We start from the raw sequence: 16,270 nt of genomic DNA, 5'->3' as shown, positions 1-16,270 counted from the left end.
GGGCGCGTCACGACGGGCCCTGGCGGGAGGTGTCGAACACCTCGTCCCGGGTGGCGGCCAGGGCGCTTTCCAGGGCCCCGCGCAGGACCGGGTGCTCGTGGACCTCACCGAGCACCAGCGGGGGCCGGCAGGCGGAGAGCTCCGCCAGTTCGGCTTCGACCAGGCGGCGGAGGGCCTCGCCGCCCGCGGTGAAGACGCCGCCCGCCAGGACCACGATCTCGGGGTCGAGGACGGCGGCCACCGCGGCCAGGCCGGTGGCCACGCCGGTCGCGAACACCTCCAGCAGCCTGCGGTAGGGGCCGTCGGCGTGCTGCGCGGCGCGGCGCAGCAGGGCCAGGGCCGTCGCGAGGTCCGGATCGGCTCCGGGGACCTCCCCCGCCTCCTCCGCCCCGCCGATGCCCAGACGGCGGGCGAGCGCGGGCACGGCCTGGAAGCCCGCCAGGTCCTGGTACCCGCCGGTCTGCGCCGCCTCGGGGTCGCGCACCAGCGGTGTGCCGGGGACGGGCATGAGGCCGACCTCCCCCGATCCGCCGGTCCGCCCCCGGTGCAGGCGTCCGCCGAACATCAGGGCGGCCCCGACGCCCTCCTCGTTCCACAGCAGGAAGAAGTCCTCGTACCCGCGGGCCGCTCCGAGCCGCCGCTCGGCGATGGCCACGAGGTTGACGTCGTTCTCGCAGGCGACGGCCATCGGCAGCCGCGCCGCCAGCCGCCGGAGCAGGTCGGGGGAGCGCCAGCCCCGCAGGTGGCTGGGGTAGCGGAGCCGGTCCTGGGCGTGGTCGAAGGCCAGCGGGGCGCCGATGACGACCCGGTGGAGGGCGTCCGGAGCGAGGCCGGCCGCGCGCGCGGCCCCGTCGACGGCCGCGGCGACCTGGTCGGTCTCGTCGCCGTACCGCTCCGGCTCCGTCAGGTCGTACGTGCCGGTCGTGCGGCCGGTGAGGTCCGCCACCGCGGCCCGGATCAGGCCGGGCGTCACGTCGAGGCCCGCGACGTGCGCCGCCGCCGGGTTGACGGCGTACAGCAGCCCGGCCGGGCCCGGGCCCGGGGCGGTGGTGCCCGCGGCCACCACGAGGCCGTCGGCCTCCAGGCGGGAGAGCATGAGGGAGGCCGTCGGCTTGGACACGCCGGTCAGCCGGCCGATCTGCGCCCGGGAGAGCGGACCCCGCTCCAGCAGGACCTCCAAAGCCGCCCGGTCGTTGATCGTCCGCAGCACCCGGGGCACGCCGGGTCCCGGTCCGTTCCTCATGCTCACCCGAGTACCCCGCGCCCTCGTCCCGCGTCAGTGACCTTCTCCCCGCCATGCTACCGAGCGTGACCGACACGCCACCCCTGCCCGGCACTTCGGGATCCCGGGGAGAGAGGCGGGGGCCGCGGGCCGACGGGCCGGTGCGCGGCGCCGGGCGGGTGGCGTTGGCGCTCACAGCTGGAGGGGGGCTGGTGTGCGGTGCGGTTTACACGGGGTGTCCGCGGGGCGTGACGGCCCGGTAATGCGGGCTTCCTACCGTCTCGGGCGTGGGGCACCCCCACTCCCGCCGCGCTCCGCCCGGGGCGCGCGGGGCGAAGCCTGTGGCCCGCGGAGGGAGTCTCGGTGACGACGCCGGATGCGGAGAGCGTGCGTACGGTCTGCTCCTACTGCGGCGTCGGCTGCGGCGTGGTGCTCGACATCGGCCGGGACGCCGTCACCGGCCGCAGGACCGCCACCCGGGTCTCCGGCGACAAGCGGCATCCGGCGAACTCCGGGCGGCTCTGCACCAAGGGGTCCACGAGCGCGGACATGATGGCCGCCCCCGGGCGCGCCGCCACCGCCCTGATCCGCTCCGAACGCGGCGGCGAGCCGGCCGCGACGGACGTGGACTCGGCGGTCGAGGCCGTCGCCGGGCGGCTGCGCGCGGTCCTGGACGAGCACGGCCCCGACGCCCTCGCCTTCTACGTCTCCGGACAGATGTCCCTGGAGGCGCAGTACCTGGCGAACAAGCTCGCCAAGGGCTTCGTCCGCACCTCCCGGATCGAGTCCAACTCCCGGCTGTGCATGGCCAGCGCGGGCTCCGGCTACAAGCTCTCGCTGGGCGCGGACGGGCCGCCCGGTTCCTATCGGGACTTCGACCGGGCCGACGCCTTCCTCGTGATCGGCGCGAACATGGCCGACTGCCATCCGATCCTGTTCCTGCGGATGATGGACCGGGTCAGGTCCGCGGGAGCCAAGCTCGTCGTCGTCGATCCGCGGCGCACCGCGACCGCCGACAAGGCCGACCTGTTCCTCCAGATCGAGCCGGGCACGGACCTCGCCCTGCTGAACGGCCTGCTGCACCTCCTGGTGGAGAACGGGCACGCCGACGAGGCGTTCGTCGCCGAGTTCACCGAGGGCTGGGAGGAGATGCCCGCCCTCCTCGCGGACTACCCGCCGGCGCGGGTGGCCGAGATCACCGGCGTCCCCGAGGCGGACATCCGGCGGGCCGCCCGGTGGATCGGCGAGGCGGGCGAGTGGATGAGCTGCTGGACCATGGGGCTCAACCAGTCGGTCCACGGCACCTGGAACACCAACGCCCTGGTCAACCTGCACCTGGCCACGGGAGCGATCTGCCGTCCCGGCTCCGGCCCCTTCTCCCTGACCGGCCAGCCCAACGCGATGGGCGGCCGGGAGATGGGCTACATGGGCCCGGGACTGCCCGGACAGCGCTCGCTCCTCGTCGCGGAGGACCGCGCGTTCATCGAGGACCTGTGGGGCATAGGGGCGGGGAGCCTGCGCACCGAGTCCGGACGCGGGACGGTGGAGATGTTCGAGGCGATGGCCGCCGGGGACATCAAGGCGTGCTGGATCATCTGCACCAACCCGGTCGCCTCCGTCGCCAACCGCAAGACCGTGATCGCGGGCCTGGAGGCGGCCGAGCTGGTGGTCACCCAGGACGTGTTCGCCGAGACGGAGACGAACGCCTACGCCGACGTCGTGCTGCCCGCCACCCTGTGGGCCGAATCGGACGGCGTCATGATCAACTCCGAGCGGAACCTGACCCTGGTACGGGGCGTCGTCGATCCGCCCGGCCAGGCCCTGCCCGACTGGCAGCTCATCGCCCGCGTCGCGGGGGCGATGGGCTTCGCCGACGCCTTCGCCTACGCGAGCGCCGAGGAGGTCTTCGAGGAGCTCAAGCGGGCGTGGAACCCGCAGACCGGCTGGGACCTGCGGGGCATCACCTACGAGCGGTTGCGCGAGACCCCGGTGCAGTGGCCGGCCCCGGCCGGGGCCCGGGCCCCCGGCACCGGTGACCGCAGCCCGATCCGGTACCTCAACGACGGCATCAGCCAGACCCTGCTGGAGCGGGCGGACGGCACCCGGCCCCGGCTGGCGTTCCCCACCCCCTCCGGCCGGGCCCGCTTCTTCGCCCGCCCGCACCTGCCCGCCGCCGAACTCCCCGACGACGACTACCCGTTCGTCCTGAACACAGGACGCCTCCAGCACCAGTGGCACACCCTCACCAAGACGGGCAAGGTCGCCAGGCTGACGAAGCTGAACCCGGGGCCGTTCGTCGAGCTCCATCCGGACGACGCCGCCGCCCTGGGCGCCGAGGACGGGGATCCCGTCGAAATCGCCTCCCGGCGCGGGCGCGCCGTGCTGCCCGCCGTCGTCACCGACCGGGTGCGGCCCGGGAACTGCTTCGCTCCGTTCCACTGGAACGACCTGTTCGGGGAGTACCTCAGCATCAACGCCGTCACCCACGACGGCGTCGACCCGCTCTCGTTCCAGCCCGGGTTCAAAGCGTGCGCCGTGGCGCTGCGCGTGGTCAAGGAGGCCGTTCCGGTGCCCGCTCCCACCCCCGTCCCCACCACCACGGCCCCCGCCCACGCCCCCGCCCCGGCCGACGCGCGGGGTGGCGGGGTGGCCGGGGCCGTCTCCGTGCTCGCCGGGCTCTTCGGTCTGAGCGACCTCGCGGCCCCGGCGCTGGCGGAGCCGGAGCGCCGCTACCTGTCCGGGTACCTGTCCGGGGTCGCGCAGGCACCGCCCGGGGGCGTTCCCGTGCTCCCCGCCGACGCGCCCTTCGCCCCCGCGACGGCGCAGTGGGTGGACGGGGTGCTGGCCGGGATGTTCTCCCGTACCGCTCCGGGCAGCCCCGCGCCGGCCGGTCCCGCGCCGGCCGCCCCCGCGTCGGCCGCCCCCGCCCGGCAGCTGATCGTGCTGTGGGCCTCGCAGACCGGCAACGCGGAGGAGTTCGCCGCCGCCGCGGCCGCCCGGCTCGCCGAGGACGGCCGTGCCCCGGCCCTGCTCGCCATGGCCGACACCAGCCCCGCCCGGCTCACCGCCGCCACCGACCTGCTGATCGTCACCAGTACCTTCGGCGACGGCGACAGCCCCGACAACGGCGCCGGCTTCTGGCAGGGCCTCAGCGCCCCCGGCGCCGCCCGGCTGGACGGACTGCGCTACTGCGTGCTGGCCTTCGGCGACTCCGCCTACGAGGACTTCTGCGGGCACGGGCGCCGCCTGGACGAACGCCTCGCCGAACTCGGCGCCACCCGCCTGCACCCCCGTACCGACTGCGAGCCCGACTACGCCGAGGCCGCCGCGCGGTGGCTCGACCGGGTCGCCGCCGCCCTCGCCGGACCGGCTCCCGGACCGGCTCCCGGGCAGGACGCGGCCGTGGTTGCGGCTCCGGCGGCGGCCCCCGCCACGACAGCGGCGCGGCCGGCCGCGCCCGGCGGCCACTCCAAGGCCGCGCCGTTCGCGACCCTGCTCGTCGGGAACCGCCTGCTGAGCCTGCCCGGATCGCAGAAGGAGATACGCCGGTTCGCCTTCGACACCCGCGGGGGCGAGCTCGCGTACGAGGCCGGGGACGCCCTCGGCGTGTGGCCGGCCAACGGCACGGCCCTCGTGGCGGAATGGCTCGCCCTCACCGGCCTCGACCCCGACGAGCCGCTCGCCCTGCCCGACGGCGCCGCCATCGCCCTCGGCGAGGCCCTGCGGACCCGCTTCGACCTGGCCCGCATCACCCCGGACCTCCTCAAGTTCGTCGTCGCCCGCACCGGCGACCGCGGCCTCCAGCGGCTGCTGCGACCCGACAACAAGGGCGAGCTGGCCAAGTGGAGCTGGGGGCGGCAGGCCGCCGACGTCATCGGGGCCTTCCCCGTCCGGGCCGCCGCCGCCGAGTGGGCCACCGTCCTCAAACGGCTCCAGCCCCGCCTGTACTCCATCTCCTCCAGCCCCCTCGCGCACCCCGGCGAGGTCCGCCTGACGGTGTCCGTCGTCCGCTACACCAACCACCTGGGCCGCGGCCGCAAGGGCGTCTGTTCCACGTACCTGGCGGACTGCGCCGACGACGGCCCGGTCCAGGTGTTCGTCCAGCGCTCGCCGCACTTCCGTCCGCCCGCGGACTCCGCCACCCCGGCGGTCATGATCGGCCCGGGCACCGGTGTCGCGCCGTTCATCGGGTTCCTGGAGGACCGGCGCGCCAGGGGGCACACCGGGGCCAACTGGCTGTTCTTCGGGGAGCAGCGCGCGGCCACCGACTTCTACTACCGCGAGGAGCTGGAGGCCTTCCTCGCCTCCGGCCACCTGGACCGCCTCGACGTCGCCTTCTCGCGCGACCAGCGCAACAAGGTGTACGTCCAGGACCGGATGCGCGAGCACGGCCCCCGCCTGTGGCGGTGGCTCCAGGACGGCGCCCACCTCTACGTGTGCGGCGACGCCGGACGGATGGCGAAGGACGTCGACCGGGCGCTGCACGAGATCGTCGCCGCGCACGGCGCCATGACCGCCGAAGCGGCCGCCTCGTACGTGCGCCGGCTGGCCTCCGACAAGCGCTACGTCCGCGACGTCTACTGACCGGCCCCCTGAGCGGCCCCCGCCGCGCACCGCGCTGCGCGACCAAGGTGGGCAAACCCCTGTCTGACGGCGGCCGCGAGTGGCAGTCTCTAGTCCTCGGATACGTCGTCCTGGGGGGGATCACACGTGATGGAGCCGGGAACGGGCATGGGCCTTCGGGGCCGCAGCGGCATCCTGTCGCTGGTCGGCACCTGCCTGAAGGAGGACCCGGCGGCCGAACGGCCCCTGACCATGCTCCTCGGGCCGGCCGGCAGCGGGGCCAGCGAGGCGCACAGCGCGCTCATGGAGCGCTTCGGGCCCGACTACCCCTTCGCCTTCGTCAACTTCGGCGGGGCCCAGTCCCTGCTGCCGCGCTACGCGCTCGGGCTGCTGGCCCGCCAGCTCGAACGCAAACTGCCCCGCTACGGGCGCTCCCACTTCCCCCTGCTCAGCCTCGGCCTGCTCGCCTCCGACCAGGAACTGCGCATGCACAGCCTCGCCGAGGGGCGGCGCGCGGTGCAGCGCCAGCTCGACCGCTTCCAGGAGGAGAACGAGGCCCGGCACGGGGACTACCTGGCCGCCTTCTTCGAAGTGGGCATGGGCGCGGTCGGCATGCCCGAAGGGGCCTCGACCGCCGCGCTCGCCCTCTTCCAGGACGCCCTGCGGCGGGGCCGGCGCACCGTGCCCGGCCTGTTCGGCGGAAGGCTCGGCAACCGGCTGACCGCCGGGGCCCACTGGTACGGGCGCCATCCCGTGACCCGCAGCGCGGACCCCTGGGAAGCCCTGGTGGAGCTCAACCTCTGGCGCCACGAGGGGGACGAGAACGCGCAGGAGCGGCTCGACCTCCTCCTGTTCTCGGCCTTCCTGGAGGACCTCAGACGCAACACCGCCCGCAACTTCATGCCCCGCTCCTACCTGCTGCTCCTCGACAACTCCCACACCGAGTACGGGCGCCGCTTCCTGGACCTGCTGTTGCGCTCCCGGCACGACGAGACGGTCGTGGCCGGGCACGCCAGCGACCCGCTGACCGTCGTCGCCAGCTCCAACCGCTGGCTGCCCCGCTGGGGCCCGGCCACCGGCGACGCCTGGCCCTGGCAGCTGCGCGGCCCCGACCGGGCCTCCCTGGCCGACTGGGACACCCACCGGCCGACGCGGGACAGCGAGGACACCTGGTGGTACCCGCTGCGGCTGCGCGACCTCAACCTGGACGAGGTGCGGATCCGGATAGAGCTCCAGCTCGGCGGGAACAGCGACCTGGCCCCGCTGACCCGGCTCACCCCCTTCGTGCACCGGCTCACCGGCGGACTGCCGCGCGCCGTGCACCAGGTGCTCGACGTGCTGCGCCAGGCCGGGCCGCCCCCGGACTCCGGCCCCCAGCAGGACCGCTGGCTGCGCACCCTGCCCGACCGTCCGCTGCGCAGCGGGGAGGAGTCCGCCGGCCTCGCCGACACCGCGCTGGGCCACCTGCTGCGCGACTTCGACGGGGCCCAGCGCGCCGTCCTCACCGAATGCGCCGCCACCCGGGACTTCTCCGTCGCCACCCGCCTGCTCAGCCCGGACGACTCCCTGTTCGGCGAGATCCGCTCGCGCTGGCTGCTGACGGGGCCCGTCGCCGTGGTCCCCGTACTCCACCCGTGGCTGCGGCGGCTGCTCCTGTGGCGGCTGGCGGCCCGCCCGGAGCGGTGGGACGCCGTCCACGAACTCCTCGCGGAGTACTACCGCGCCGAGGGCAGGCCGGCGGCGCAGATGTACCACCAGCTCGCCCGCGGGCGGACCGAGGAGGTCACCGCCCACCTGACGCGGCGCTTCACCGCCGTTCCGGCCGCGCAGTGGATCTCCGAGTTCGACGCGGTCACCGCCGCGCCGAACCGGCTCCCGTCCGACTGCGGGCCGCTGGAGCTCCTCGGCGGGCTCGTGCCGCGCCGGCCCGGGGGCGTGCGGGACACCGAGTCCGTGATCCACACGCTGGTGACCACCCGGTGGGTGTGGAGCGATCCGCTCGCCGATCCCGCCATGCGTCTGGGCGGCATCATCGCCGACGGCTACACCCAGCTGTCCCAACTGCGGAGGAACGACATCGTGGCCCTGTTCAACGAGGCGGAACGCTACCGCCGCTGGCGCGACCCCCAGACCGCCGGCTGGGAGGGCTGACCCCGTGCCGAGACTCGAATGGCCGCTGCACGTCGTGCGCCGCGTGGTCCTCGCCACCGCGGCCGCCGTCGTCCTGGCCGCCGCGCTCTGGTTCGGTGTCGGCTGGCTGCAGGACCGCAACGCCAGGTGTGCGGACGGGGTCGTGGAGACGGGTCCGGACGACGAGTGCGTGGGCGTGACCGACGGCGCCTACGTCTTCGCACCGCACCTGGACGCCGTGACCCGCAAGATCGAGGAGGAGAACCGCCGGGTCCTCGCCGACGCGGACAAGGATCCGTACGTCAGCGTCGCCTACTTCACCTCCTTCACCGGGACCGCCGACGACAGCAACTCCGCCGAGGGCGTCCGGCACGAACTCCAGGGCGCTTACCTGGCCCAATACCGGCACAACCGGGGCGACCTGGCCGCCACTCCCAAGATCCGGCTGCTCATCGCGAACCCGGGCAGCAAGTCCACGCAGTGGAAGCACACCGTCGACGAGCTGATCACCCGCAAGGACGCGCCGGACCGGCTCGTCGCGGTGGCCGGGCTCGGCCCCAGCAACAACGAGAACCTCGCGGCCATACGGCGCCTGTCCGACCACGGCATCGCCATGGTCGGGGCCACCGTGACCGCCACCGACATCCAGGGCATCGGCAATTTCGTGCGGATCGCGCCGACGAACGAGGACGAGGCCTACGCGGGCGCCGCCTACCTCAAGCGGCGGGGCGTCTCCACCGCGGTCGTCATCCAGGACGTGGCCCAGGGGGACCTCTACGCCGCCACCCTCGGCACCGCCTTCACCAAGGCCTTCCAGGACGGGGACAAGCACCGGCTCGTCGCCGAGCGGATGACCTACGACTCGTCCGTCAGCAGCGCCTGGCAGAACGAACTGCGCTACATGCCTGGGCAGTTGTGTCAGCAGCATCCGCAGCTCGTCTACTTCGCGGGCCGCGGCCAGCACCTCACGCACTTCCTCGACGCGCTCTCCAACCGCAGTTGCACCGACCAGCAGTTCACCGTGTTCACCGGGGACGACACCACCAACCTGACCCCGGAGCAGCTCGCCCACGCCGCCGAGACGGGCATCGAGGTGCTCTACACCGGCCTGGCGCACCCCGACATGTACCGCACGGCGCCGCAGGCGGTGTCCGTGCCGTCGGCGAAGAACTTCCAGCCGGGCGGGCTGCTGGACCAGTGGTTCCCGCACGACCCCCGCGAGGACGGCGGGGCCCTGATGGGCCACGACGCGGTCCTGGCCGCGGCCCACGGCATCCAGATGGCCGCCCGCTGGCAGGGCCAGGTCGTCGGCGACGCGGTGGCCCGGATGTTCCACCAGATGGACGGCACCCAGCAGGTGGCCGGGGCCAGCGGCTTCATCTCGTTCCAGAACAACGGGAACCCGCGCAACAAGGCCGTCCCGGTCCTGCGCCTCAACGGGAAGGGCCAGGTCGAATTCGTCGAGGTCTCCGCGGCCGAGGGCAAACCGCCCACGGAGCAGTGACGCGCCCCTTCAGGAGCCCGGTGCGGGCTCCGCGAAGGGGTCCTCGGGGTTCATCCGGGTGGTGAGGGCGGTGAACCGGCCGTCCTGGCCGTAGGAGTACTGCGGCCCCCCGTTGCCGGAGGCCACCGCGAAGTCCTTCTTGTCGTTCCGCTTCACCTCGGTCGTACCGGGCACTCCGTCGGCCGACCACTCGATGGAGAGGGTGAAGCGGTGCAGGCCGGCGGAGGTGAACGCGACGATCTCGAAGTTCTCGGGGTCGCTCTCGGACACCTTGACGGGGAAGCCGCGGACCCGCATCGTCCCCGTGTCGCTCTGCCCCTCCTTGAATTCGAGCGTGGGCGTCCGCTTGTCCAGGTTCACCGAGAAGCGGCTCACGTTGCCGTCACCGCAGCCGGCTTCGTAGCGCAGCCGCAGGCTCTCCTTCGGCAGTGGCTGGGTCCCCTGCGGCTTGACGGTGATGTTCTTCAGCGTGACGGCCCGCCCCGTCTTGCCCTGCACGTTCAGGCGCAGGGTCGTGACGTCGGCGGGGGCCGCCTCGTGGGTGGTGCCGAAGGCCTCCAGACGCTTCTGGAACGCGGTGTTCTCCTCCGCGTTGGTGACCGACTTGTTCCGGCCGAGTTCGGCGGCTGCCTCGTCGAGGGCGGGCGGTTTCATGAACACCACCCCACGGCCGCCGTCGCACGAGTCCCAGGGGTTGACCTCCTCCACGGTGTACGTCAGGGGTGTCTCGCCGGAGGGCCCGGGCGCGGGCGCGCCCGTCGTCGCCGTCCGGCCGACCGCGTTGCTGTTGCCGCACACCGAACCGGCGGAGCACTCGTTCGTGGAGCAGCCCGCCAGCAGGAGTCCCGCGCCCAGCGCCAGCGTGGTGGCGGCTCCGGTCCACTTCACCGGCCCGCCCCCGCCGGCGGCGTCGACGGGGCCGTTCCGCCGAAGTCGGTCCGGTTGTCGTGGCCGCACACCGACTGGTTGCGGCACTCGTTGCGGTCACCGCCGATGGTGTCCGTCGCCCACAGCGTCGCGAGGACCCCGGCGAGGGTCGCCAGGGTCGCCAGCGCGGCGAGCCAGACGCGTCGCCGGTCGGCCGAGTTCATCGCCATCGCATCCCACATCCCGAGGAGGAGCCCCCCATCGTAGGCAGTCCCGCGCCGCTGGACGACCCGTACGCGAGAACCGGCGCCGGGGAGGGCCGGGTCCGGGCCGTAGGTCCCCCGGGAAGGGGGCGGAGGGCCCGGGGCCGGGGCCCGGCGGGCGGGCAGGAACAGGGTTCCGGCCCGTTCAGACGACAGAAGGGAACCGCCGTGCCCGTGCGCTCCACAGCGGCCGACGCCACCACCGGCTCCGCCATCCGGAACGAGCCGCCGGGGACCGCGGCCCCGAGCGCCTTTCCGGACGGGTATCCCGGGCTGCCCGTGGTGCGGCGGCCCGGGCGGCTCCCGGCGCACCACGCCAAGGAGCTCTCCCGGGTCTTCTTCGCCCGGCTGGCGGGCCTCGCCGAGGGGACGCCGGAGCACCAGTACGTCCGCAACACGCTCATCGAGATGAACACGACGCTGGTGCACTTCGCCGCCCGCGGCTTCCGCGGCCGGGCCGGGAGCCCGGCGGGCGCCGGCACGGAGATGGAGGACGTGATCCAGGCCGGAACCATCGGGCTGATCAAGGCGATCGACCGCTTCGAACCCGACCGCGGCGTCGAGTTCTCCTCCCTGGCCCTCCCCTACATCACCGGGGAGATCAAGCGGCACTTCAGGGACACCACCTGGGCGGTGCGCGTCCCGCGCCGGCTCCAGGAACTGCGCGTCGAACTCGCGAAGGCCCGCGACGCCATCACCGCGGCGCAGGGACGCGCGCCCACCGTCAGGGAGCTGGCCGACCGGCTGGGCCTGGACGAGGAGGAGGTCATCGAGGGGCTCGTCGCGGCCAACGGCTACGCGACGGAGAGCCTCGATCCGCCGGCCCCGGCCGGGGAGGAGCACTCCCCCGCCCGCGGCCTCCAGCGGCAGCCGGTCGCGGAGGACACCCCCCGGGCCATCGAACTGTTCGAGAACCTGCACGCCCTCGGCCCGCTGCTGGAGCGGCTCTCCCCACGGGACCGGGAGCTCCTGCACCTGCGGTTCGGCCGGGAGATGTCCCAGTCGGAGATCGGCGCCGAACTCGGGGTCAGCCAGATGCAGGTCTCCCGCCTCCTGACGCGCGTCCTCACCGGCCTGCGCAGCGCCCTGCTCGACTCCTGATCGCCCCGTGCGTCCGCCCGTGCCGTACGGTCAGGAGCCTTCGCCGGGCCGCCAGTGGAACTTGCCGCCGCCGACCCAGTGGACCTCGTCCGGGTCGTCCAGGTCGTGCACGGTGATCCCGGCGGCGGTCGCGATCAGCAGCACGTCCGTCATGGACCGGGCGGTTCCCACGAACTCGCCGTCGACCTCCACGATCCGAAACGGCGGGTCGCCGTGCTGCACGCCCAGGACGATGATGCGGGCCGCTGCCAGATAGGGACTTGCGCTCTCGGTCATGCGCAGCTCGCCTCCGCTTCCGGTTCTCCTCGGGCGGGCTTCCCCCGCGCGGGCTTCCCCCGGCCGACCACGGGGCGGTCCGCCCCGTGCCGTACACGCTCCCAGATCCGCCGCCGCCCGGCACGGCGGCAGCGCCGTCCGGACCTCCGGCCGGGCCGTCAGCCGGCCGGGCCGGGGCCGAGGTGGCGCTCCAGCCAGTCCGCGGCCGTGCGCCGGTAGAGCCTGCGGTTGTCCGCCCGCAGGAACTCGTGCCCCTCGTCGCGCAGCGTCAGCTGCCGCGCGGGCACCCCCCGCTCGCGCGCCGCGCGGACGAACTGCTCCGACTCCGTGGGCGGCACGTTGGTGTCGTGTTCGCCGTGGACGGCCAGGACGGGCGCCCGCAGCCGGTCGACGCGGCTCATCGGGGACAGCGCGCGCAGCAGTTCCCGGTCGTGTTCCGGGTGGCCGTACTTGGCGGCCGCGGACCGCGCGATCCACGGCTCGGTCCCCGCGAAGAACGTGCCGAGGTCCGACATCCCGCAGACGGCGACCCCGGCGCGGAAGAGGTGCGGGTGCCACACCAGGGAGGCCATGGTGAGGTAGCCGCCGTAGGAGCGGCCCATCACGCCCAGGCGCAGCGGGTCCGCGTAGCCGAGTTCCACGACGTGCGCGGCGCAGTCGGCGACGTCGTCGATGGCGGCGAAGCGGCCCGCGCCGAGGTCGGCGTCCACGAAGGAGCGTCCCCAGCCGGACGAACCGCGGACGTCGGGGGCGAACACGTCCAGGCCACGGCCCAGCAGCTCGTGGTAGAGCGGATCGAACACCGGCCGCTCCTGTTCCTCGGGGCCGCCGTGGAGGTGGATCACGCAGGGGGCCGGCCGGCCCGGGCCGGGGCCGGGCGCCCGGTAGTACCAGCCGCCGAGCACCAGCCCGTCGCGGGCCCGGCAGCGCAGGGGCACCGGCCGTACGGGGGGCCGCCCGGGCGGGACCGCGTCGGCGTCGCGGGCCGTCCAGCCGGTGCGCGCCGGGACGAGCCCGCGGTCCAGTTCCCAGATGCCGGGCCGGCGCCGCGAACCGGACAGGGCGGCGTACAGGCCGCCCTGCTCCAGCGGGGCGATGCGGGTCACGACCTCGTGGGGCAGGACGGAGCGGTGGCGCGGCCCGGCCCCCTCCCCGGCGGCGGCCGGCAGGCCCACGCTCTCCAGCCGGGTGGTGCCCTGCTCGTTCCAGGCGAGGAAGGCCCAGCGCCCGTGGGCGGGGACGGACAGCAGGTCGAGGCCCGCGTCCTCGCGTCCGGCGGCGACGGACAGGTGCCGGCCCGCCCCGTCCGCGTCGAGCCGGACCCGCAGGAGCGCCGCGAACTCGCGCTCCGCGTCGCTGCGCAGCCACAGCGTGCGCGCGTCGGCGGAGAAGCGGCCGATCCAGGGGTCTCCGTCGGCGACGTGCAGCGCGAAGGTGGTGCGGCCCGAGGCGATGTCGAGGACGAGTGCCTCGCGGTGGCCGCGGGGGCCGCGGCGCACCAGCGCGAGGCGGCCTTCGGCGCTGACGTCGCACACCCGCAGGGAGGCGGCCCCGGCCTCGGCGAGGAGCAGGACGGGCGCGTGCGTGCCGTCGGGGTCGATCAGGTAGGCGGCCAGCGCGCCGCCGCCACCGCCGTCCGGGCCGGGTTCCGGCTCCGGCGCGGCCTCGGGGGCGGCGGGTGCGCCGGGGTCCGCGAGCAGGGTCGCGGGCCCGTCGCGGCCGGGCGGGGCGGCGCCGGGGGCGGCCCCGGGCTCCCCCGGCCGTGCGCCCGCGTCGGCCGCCAGGTGCCCGGGGCCGGCGTGACCGGCACCGGTGACGGAGGGCTGGGCGACGGTGACGGCGAGGGCGGTGCCGTCCCGGGTCCAGCACCCCAGGTGGGCCGAGCTGCCCGGTTCCGATCCGGCGAGGACCCGGCGTCCGGTGCCGTCCGGGCGCACGGCCAGGACCCGGGTGTGCTCGCCGCCCCCCGGCGCGGTGGTGTAGGCGATCCAGCGGCCGTCGGGCGACCAGGCCACCTCGGTGACCGGGTCCGGGCCCGCGTCGAGGGCGTGGGCCTGCGCGCCCCGCGCGGGCCCGCTCCACAGCTGCGGGACCCCGGCGCGGTCGCAGACGTACGCCACGTTTTCGCCCGTGGGGTCGGCGCTGGGGTACCAGCACCCGTGGGCGGTGAGGAGGGTCGGCGGATCGCCGCCGCCGTGGTCGGCCAGCCGGACCGGTCCGGGGGCCGGCCGCGCGGATTCCGGGGACATGGGCTCCTTCCGGGGGCTGCCGGTTGCGGGGAGGGCGGGGCGGGGGTGGCGGGGGTGGCGGGGGCTCAGTCGATGCCGTGGGTCTGGAGCCAGATTTCCAGGGTCGCCACCTGCCACAGGGCATTGGCCCCGCGTTTCGTCCGGTGCCGGTCGGGCGCCGACAGCAGCTCCGCCACCCGGCGGGGGTCGAATGTGCCGCGCCGCCGGGCTTCGGGGGCCGTCAGGGCCTCCCGTACGCGGGCCAGGACGGGGGGCGCCATGTGCCGGACCGCCGGGACCGGGAAGTAGCCCTTCGGCCGGTCGACGATCTCCCTCGGCAACACCGTCCGGCCGACGTCCTTGAGCACGGCCTTGCCGCCCTGCGCGAGCTTGAGCTCCGGGGGGCAGGCGGCCGCGAGCTCGACGAGCTCGTGGTCCAGGAACGGCACCCGGGCCTCCAGGCCCCAGGCCATCGTCATGTTGTCGACGCGTTTGACCGGGTCGTCCGGCATGAGGGCGTGGACGTCCATGCGCAGGGCGGCGTCGAGGGCCGTCCGCGCCCCCGGCGCGGCCATGTGGGCGCGCACGAACTCCGTCGAGGCATCGTGGGCGGGGGCGGCCCCGGGGCCGAGGAGGGCGGTGATCTCGTGGTGCGTCCGGTCGAAGTAGGCGTCCGCGTAGGCTGCGGCCGCGCCCGCGCGGCCGGCCGCCGCGATCTGCGGGTACCAGTGGTAGCCGGCGAACACCTCGTCCGCGCCCTGGCCGCACAGCACCACCTTGACCTCCTTGGCGACCTGCTCCGCCAGCAGGTGGAAGGCCACCGCGTCGTGGCTGACCATCGGCTCGCTCATGGCGCCGATCGCGTCCTCCAGCGCGGCGGGCAGCCGGTCGGAGGGGATCAGGAACTGGTGGTGGTCGGTGCCGTACCGGCGGGCGACCAGGTCGGAGTAGTGGAACTCGTCGCCCTCCTCGCCGTTCTCCGCCTCGAAGCCCATGGCGAAGGTCGCCAGGTCCTCACGGCCGTCCTCGGCGAGCAGGGCCACGATCAGGCTGGAGTCCAGCCCGCCCGACAGCAGCACGCCCACGGGCACGTCCGCGACGGTGCGCCGCCGCACCGCGGTGCGCACGGCGTCGTGCACCGCCTCCCGCCACGCCGCCGGGTCCTCGCCGAGGTCGCGGCGGCGGGTGTAGGAGGGTTGCCAGTAGAGGTGGTCGTGCTGGGTGCCGTCCGGCTCGACGACGCGCACGGTGGCCGGCGGGATCTTGCGCACGCCGTTCAGCACGGTGCGGGGCGCGGGCACCGTGCCGTGCCAGCTCAGGTACTGGTGGAGGGCCACCGGGTCGAGGGAGGTGTCGACGCCGCCGCCCGCCAGCAGGGCGGGCAGGGTGGAGGCGAACCGGAGCCGGTCGTCGTCCTGGGTGACGTACAGCGGTTTGATGCCCAGCCGGTCGCGCACCAGGACGACGCGTCCCGTGTGGTGCTCGACCACGGCGAAGGCGAACATGCCGGTCAGGAACTCCACGCAGGCCCGGCCCCACTGGGCGTACGCCTTGACGACGACCTCGGTGTCGGAGTCGGAGAAGAACTGGTGCCCGAGCCCCTCCAGGCGGGCGCGCAGCTCGCGGTGGTTGTAGACGCAGCCGTTGAAGACGGCCGTGAGACCGAGCCGGGCGTCGGTCATGGGCTGGGCTCCGCGCTCCGAGAGGTCGATGACCTTCAGGCGGCGGTGGCCGAGGGCCACCGCTCCCTGGGACCACGCGCCCCTGCCGTCGGGCCCCCGCGGCTCCATCGCGTCCGTCATGCGTTCGACTGCGGCCAGGTCGGGACGCCGCCCGTCCCGGCGCACTTCCCCGCTCAGACCGCACACGGCGCACCCGTCCGGGGTCGTACGGCGCCCTCGCGCGGCCGTCGTCGTACGGCCCCGCTCGGCATGCTCGTCGGGGAGGTCTCGGCCACGTGCGTCATGTTCTTCCACTCCTACGCCCGGCCGGGCCCGCACCGCGCGGGCCGGACCACCGGGCGGCGGTCGACATGCGGGGCGCCTGCCCGCCGGGCGGCTGGCTAACCGGCCGGCCCCTCCAGCGGACCCCGATCCGCGGGCGCCCGCAAACGGGG

10 protein-coding genes are annotated in these 16,270 nt (G+C 74.8%); 4 read left to right on the top strand and 6 right to left on the bottom strand.

The window, feature by feature from the left end:
* Nucleotides 1–7: 7 nt before the first annotated feature.
* Nucleotides 8–1,243 carry an ROK family protein gene (locus ACGFXC_RS02695; protein WP_393708747.1) on the bottom strand — a complete coding sequence of 412 codons (1,236 nt, stop codon included), beginning with the start codon at nt 1,241–1,243 and terminating at the stop codon, nt 8–10.
* 342 nt (nt 1,244–1,585) lie between these two features.
* On the opposite strand from ACGFXC_RS02695, the gene ACGFXC_RS02690 reads away from it, so the two are divergent.
* From ACGFXC_RS02690 to ACGFXC_RS02680, 3 genes are all read left to right on the top strand, one after another.
* The gene (locus tag ACGFXC_RS02690) at nt 1,586–5,806 is read left to right on the top strand and encodes a molybdopterin-dependent oxidoreductase (RefSeq protein WP_393708745.1); all 4,221 of its coding nucleotides are present in this window, start codon (nt 1,586–1,588) and stop codon (nt 5,804–5,806) included.
* Nucleotides 5,807–5,953: 147 nt separating this feature from the next.
* Nucleotides 5,954–7,936 (top strand): hypothetical protein, encoded by a 1,983-nt coding sequence (locus tag ACGFXC_RS02685; protein ID WP_393708743.1) that lies wholly within the window; start codon nt 5,954–5,956, stop codon nt 7,934–7,936.
* 4 nt (nt 7,937–7,940) lie between these two features.
* The gene (locus ACGFXC_RS02680; protein ID WP_393708741.1) at nt 7,941–9,419 is read left to right on the top strand and encodes a branched-chain amino acid ABC transporter substrate-binding protein; all 1,479 of its coding nucleotides are present in this window, start codon (nt 7,941–7,943) and stop codon (nt 9,417–9,419) included.
* A 9-nt stretch (nt 9,420–9,428) separates the two neighbouring features.
* Here the strand turns inward: ACGFXC_RS02680 and ACGFXC_RS02675 are convergent, their stop codons facing one another.
* Both ACGFXC_RS02675 and ACGFXC_RS02670 read right to left on the bottom strand, forming a co-directional pair.
* Nucleotides 9,429–10,307: a hypothetical protein gene (locus ACGFXC_RS02675; RefSeq protein WP_393708739.1), complete on the bottom strand. Its 879-nt coding sequence runs from the start codon at nt 10,305–10,307 to the stop codon at nt 9,429–9,431.
* The gene (locus tag ACGFXC_RS02670) at nt 10,304–10,516 is read right to left on the bottom strand and encodes a hypothetical protein (RefSeq protein WP_393708737.1); all 213 of its coding nucleotides are present in this window, start codon (nt 10,514–10,516) and stop codon (nt 10,304–10,306) included. The genes ACGFXC_RS02675 and ACGFXC_RS02670 overlap by 4 nt, the downstream gene beginning before the upstream one ends.
* A 207-nt stretch (nt 10,517–10,723) precedes the next feature.
* On the opposite strand from ACGFXC_RS02670, the gene ACGFXC_RS02665 reads away from it, so the two are divergent.
* Nucleotides 10,724–11,650 (top strand): SigB/SigF/SigG family RNA polymerase sigma factor, encoded by a 927-nt coding sequence (locus tag ACGFXC_RS02665; RefSeq protein WP_393708736.1) that lies wholly within the window; start codon nt 10,724–10,726, stop codon nt 11,648–11,650.
* Between the two features lie 30 nt (nt 11,651–11,680).
* Here ACGFXC_RS02665 and ACGFXC_RS02660 read toward each other — a convergent pair whose 3' ends face one another.
* The 3 genes from ACGFXC_RS02660 to ACGFXC_RS02650 form a co-directional block, all read right to left on the bottom strand.
* Complete coding sequence (locus ACGFXC_RS02660; protein ID WP_393708734.1) at nt 11,681–11,926, bottom strand: hypothetical protein; 246 nt, start codon at nt 11,924–11,926, stop codon at nt 11,681–11,683.
* A gap of 158 nt (nt 11,927–12,084) precedes the next feature.
* Complete coding sequence (locus tag ACGFXC_RS02655) at nt 12,085–14,175, bottom strand: S9 family peptidase (RefSeq protein ID WP_393708733.1); 2,091 nt, start codon at nt 14,173–14,175, stop codon at nt 12,085–12,087.
* 65 nt (nt 14,176–14,240) lie between these two features.
* Nucleotides 14,241–16,022 (bottom strand): N-acetylglutaminylglutamine amidotransferase, encoded by a 1,782-nt coding sequence (locus ACGFXC_RS02650; RefSeq protein ID WP_393708731.1) that lies wholly within the window; start codon nt 16,020–16,022, stop codon nt 14,241–14,243.
* Nucleotides 16,023–16,270: the final 248 nt, after the last annotated feature.

Source organism: Streptomyces sp. NPDC048507, assembly GCF_043199995.1.
In the GTDB taxonomy this organism is placed as follows: Bacteria; Actinomycetota; Actinomycetes; order Streptomycetales; family Streptomycetaceae; genus Streptomyces.
The sequence above is the reverse complement of the archived record's forward strand: the minus strand, read 5'-3'. Positions and strand labels throughout refer to the sequence as shown.

Excerpts from the sequence above, each read along its gene's own strand:
- ACGFXC_RS02670 (WP_393708737.1), bottom strand. The coding sequence starts at position 10,516 with ATGGCGATGAACTCGGCCGACCGGCGACGCGTCTGGCTCGCCGCGCTG.
- ACGFXC_RS02655 (WP_393708733.1), bottom strand. The coding sequence starts at position 14,175 with ATGTCCCCGGAATCCGCGCGGCCGGCCCCCGGACCGGTCCGGCTGGCC.
- ACGFXC_RS02685 (WP_393708743.1), top strand. The coding sequence starts at position 5,954 with ATGGGCCTTCGGGGCCGCAGCGGCATCCTGTCGCTGGTCGGCACCTGC.
- ACGFXC_RS02695 (WP_393708747.1), bottom strand. The coding sequence starts at position 1,243 with ATGAGGAACGGACCGGGACCCGGCGTGCCCCGGGTGCTGCGGACGATC.
- ACGFXC_RS02660 (WP_393708734.1), bottom strand. The coding sequence starts at position 11,926 with ATGACCGAGAGCGCAAGTCCCTATCTGGCAGCGGCCCGCATCATCGTC.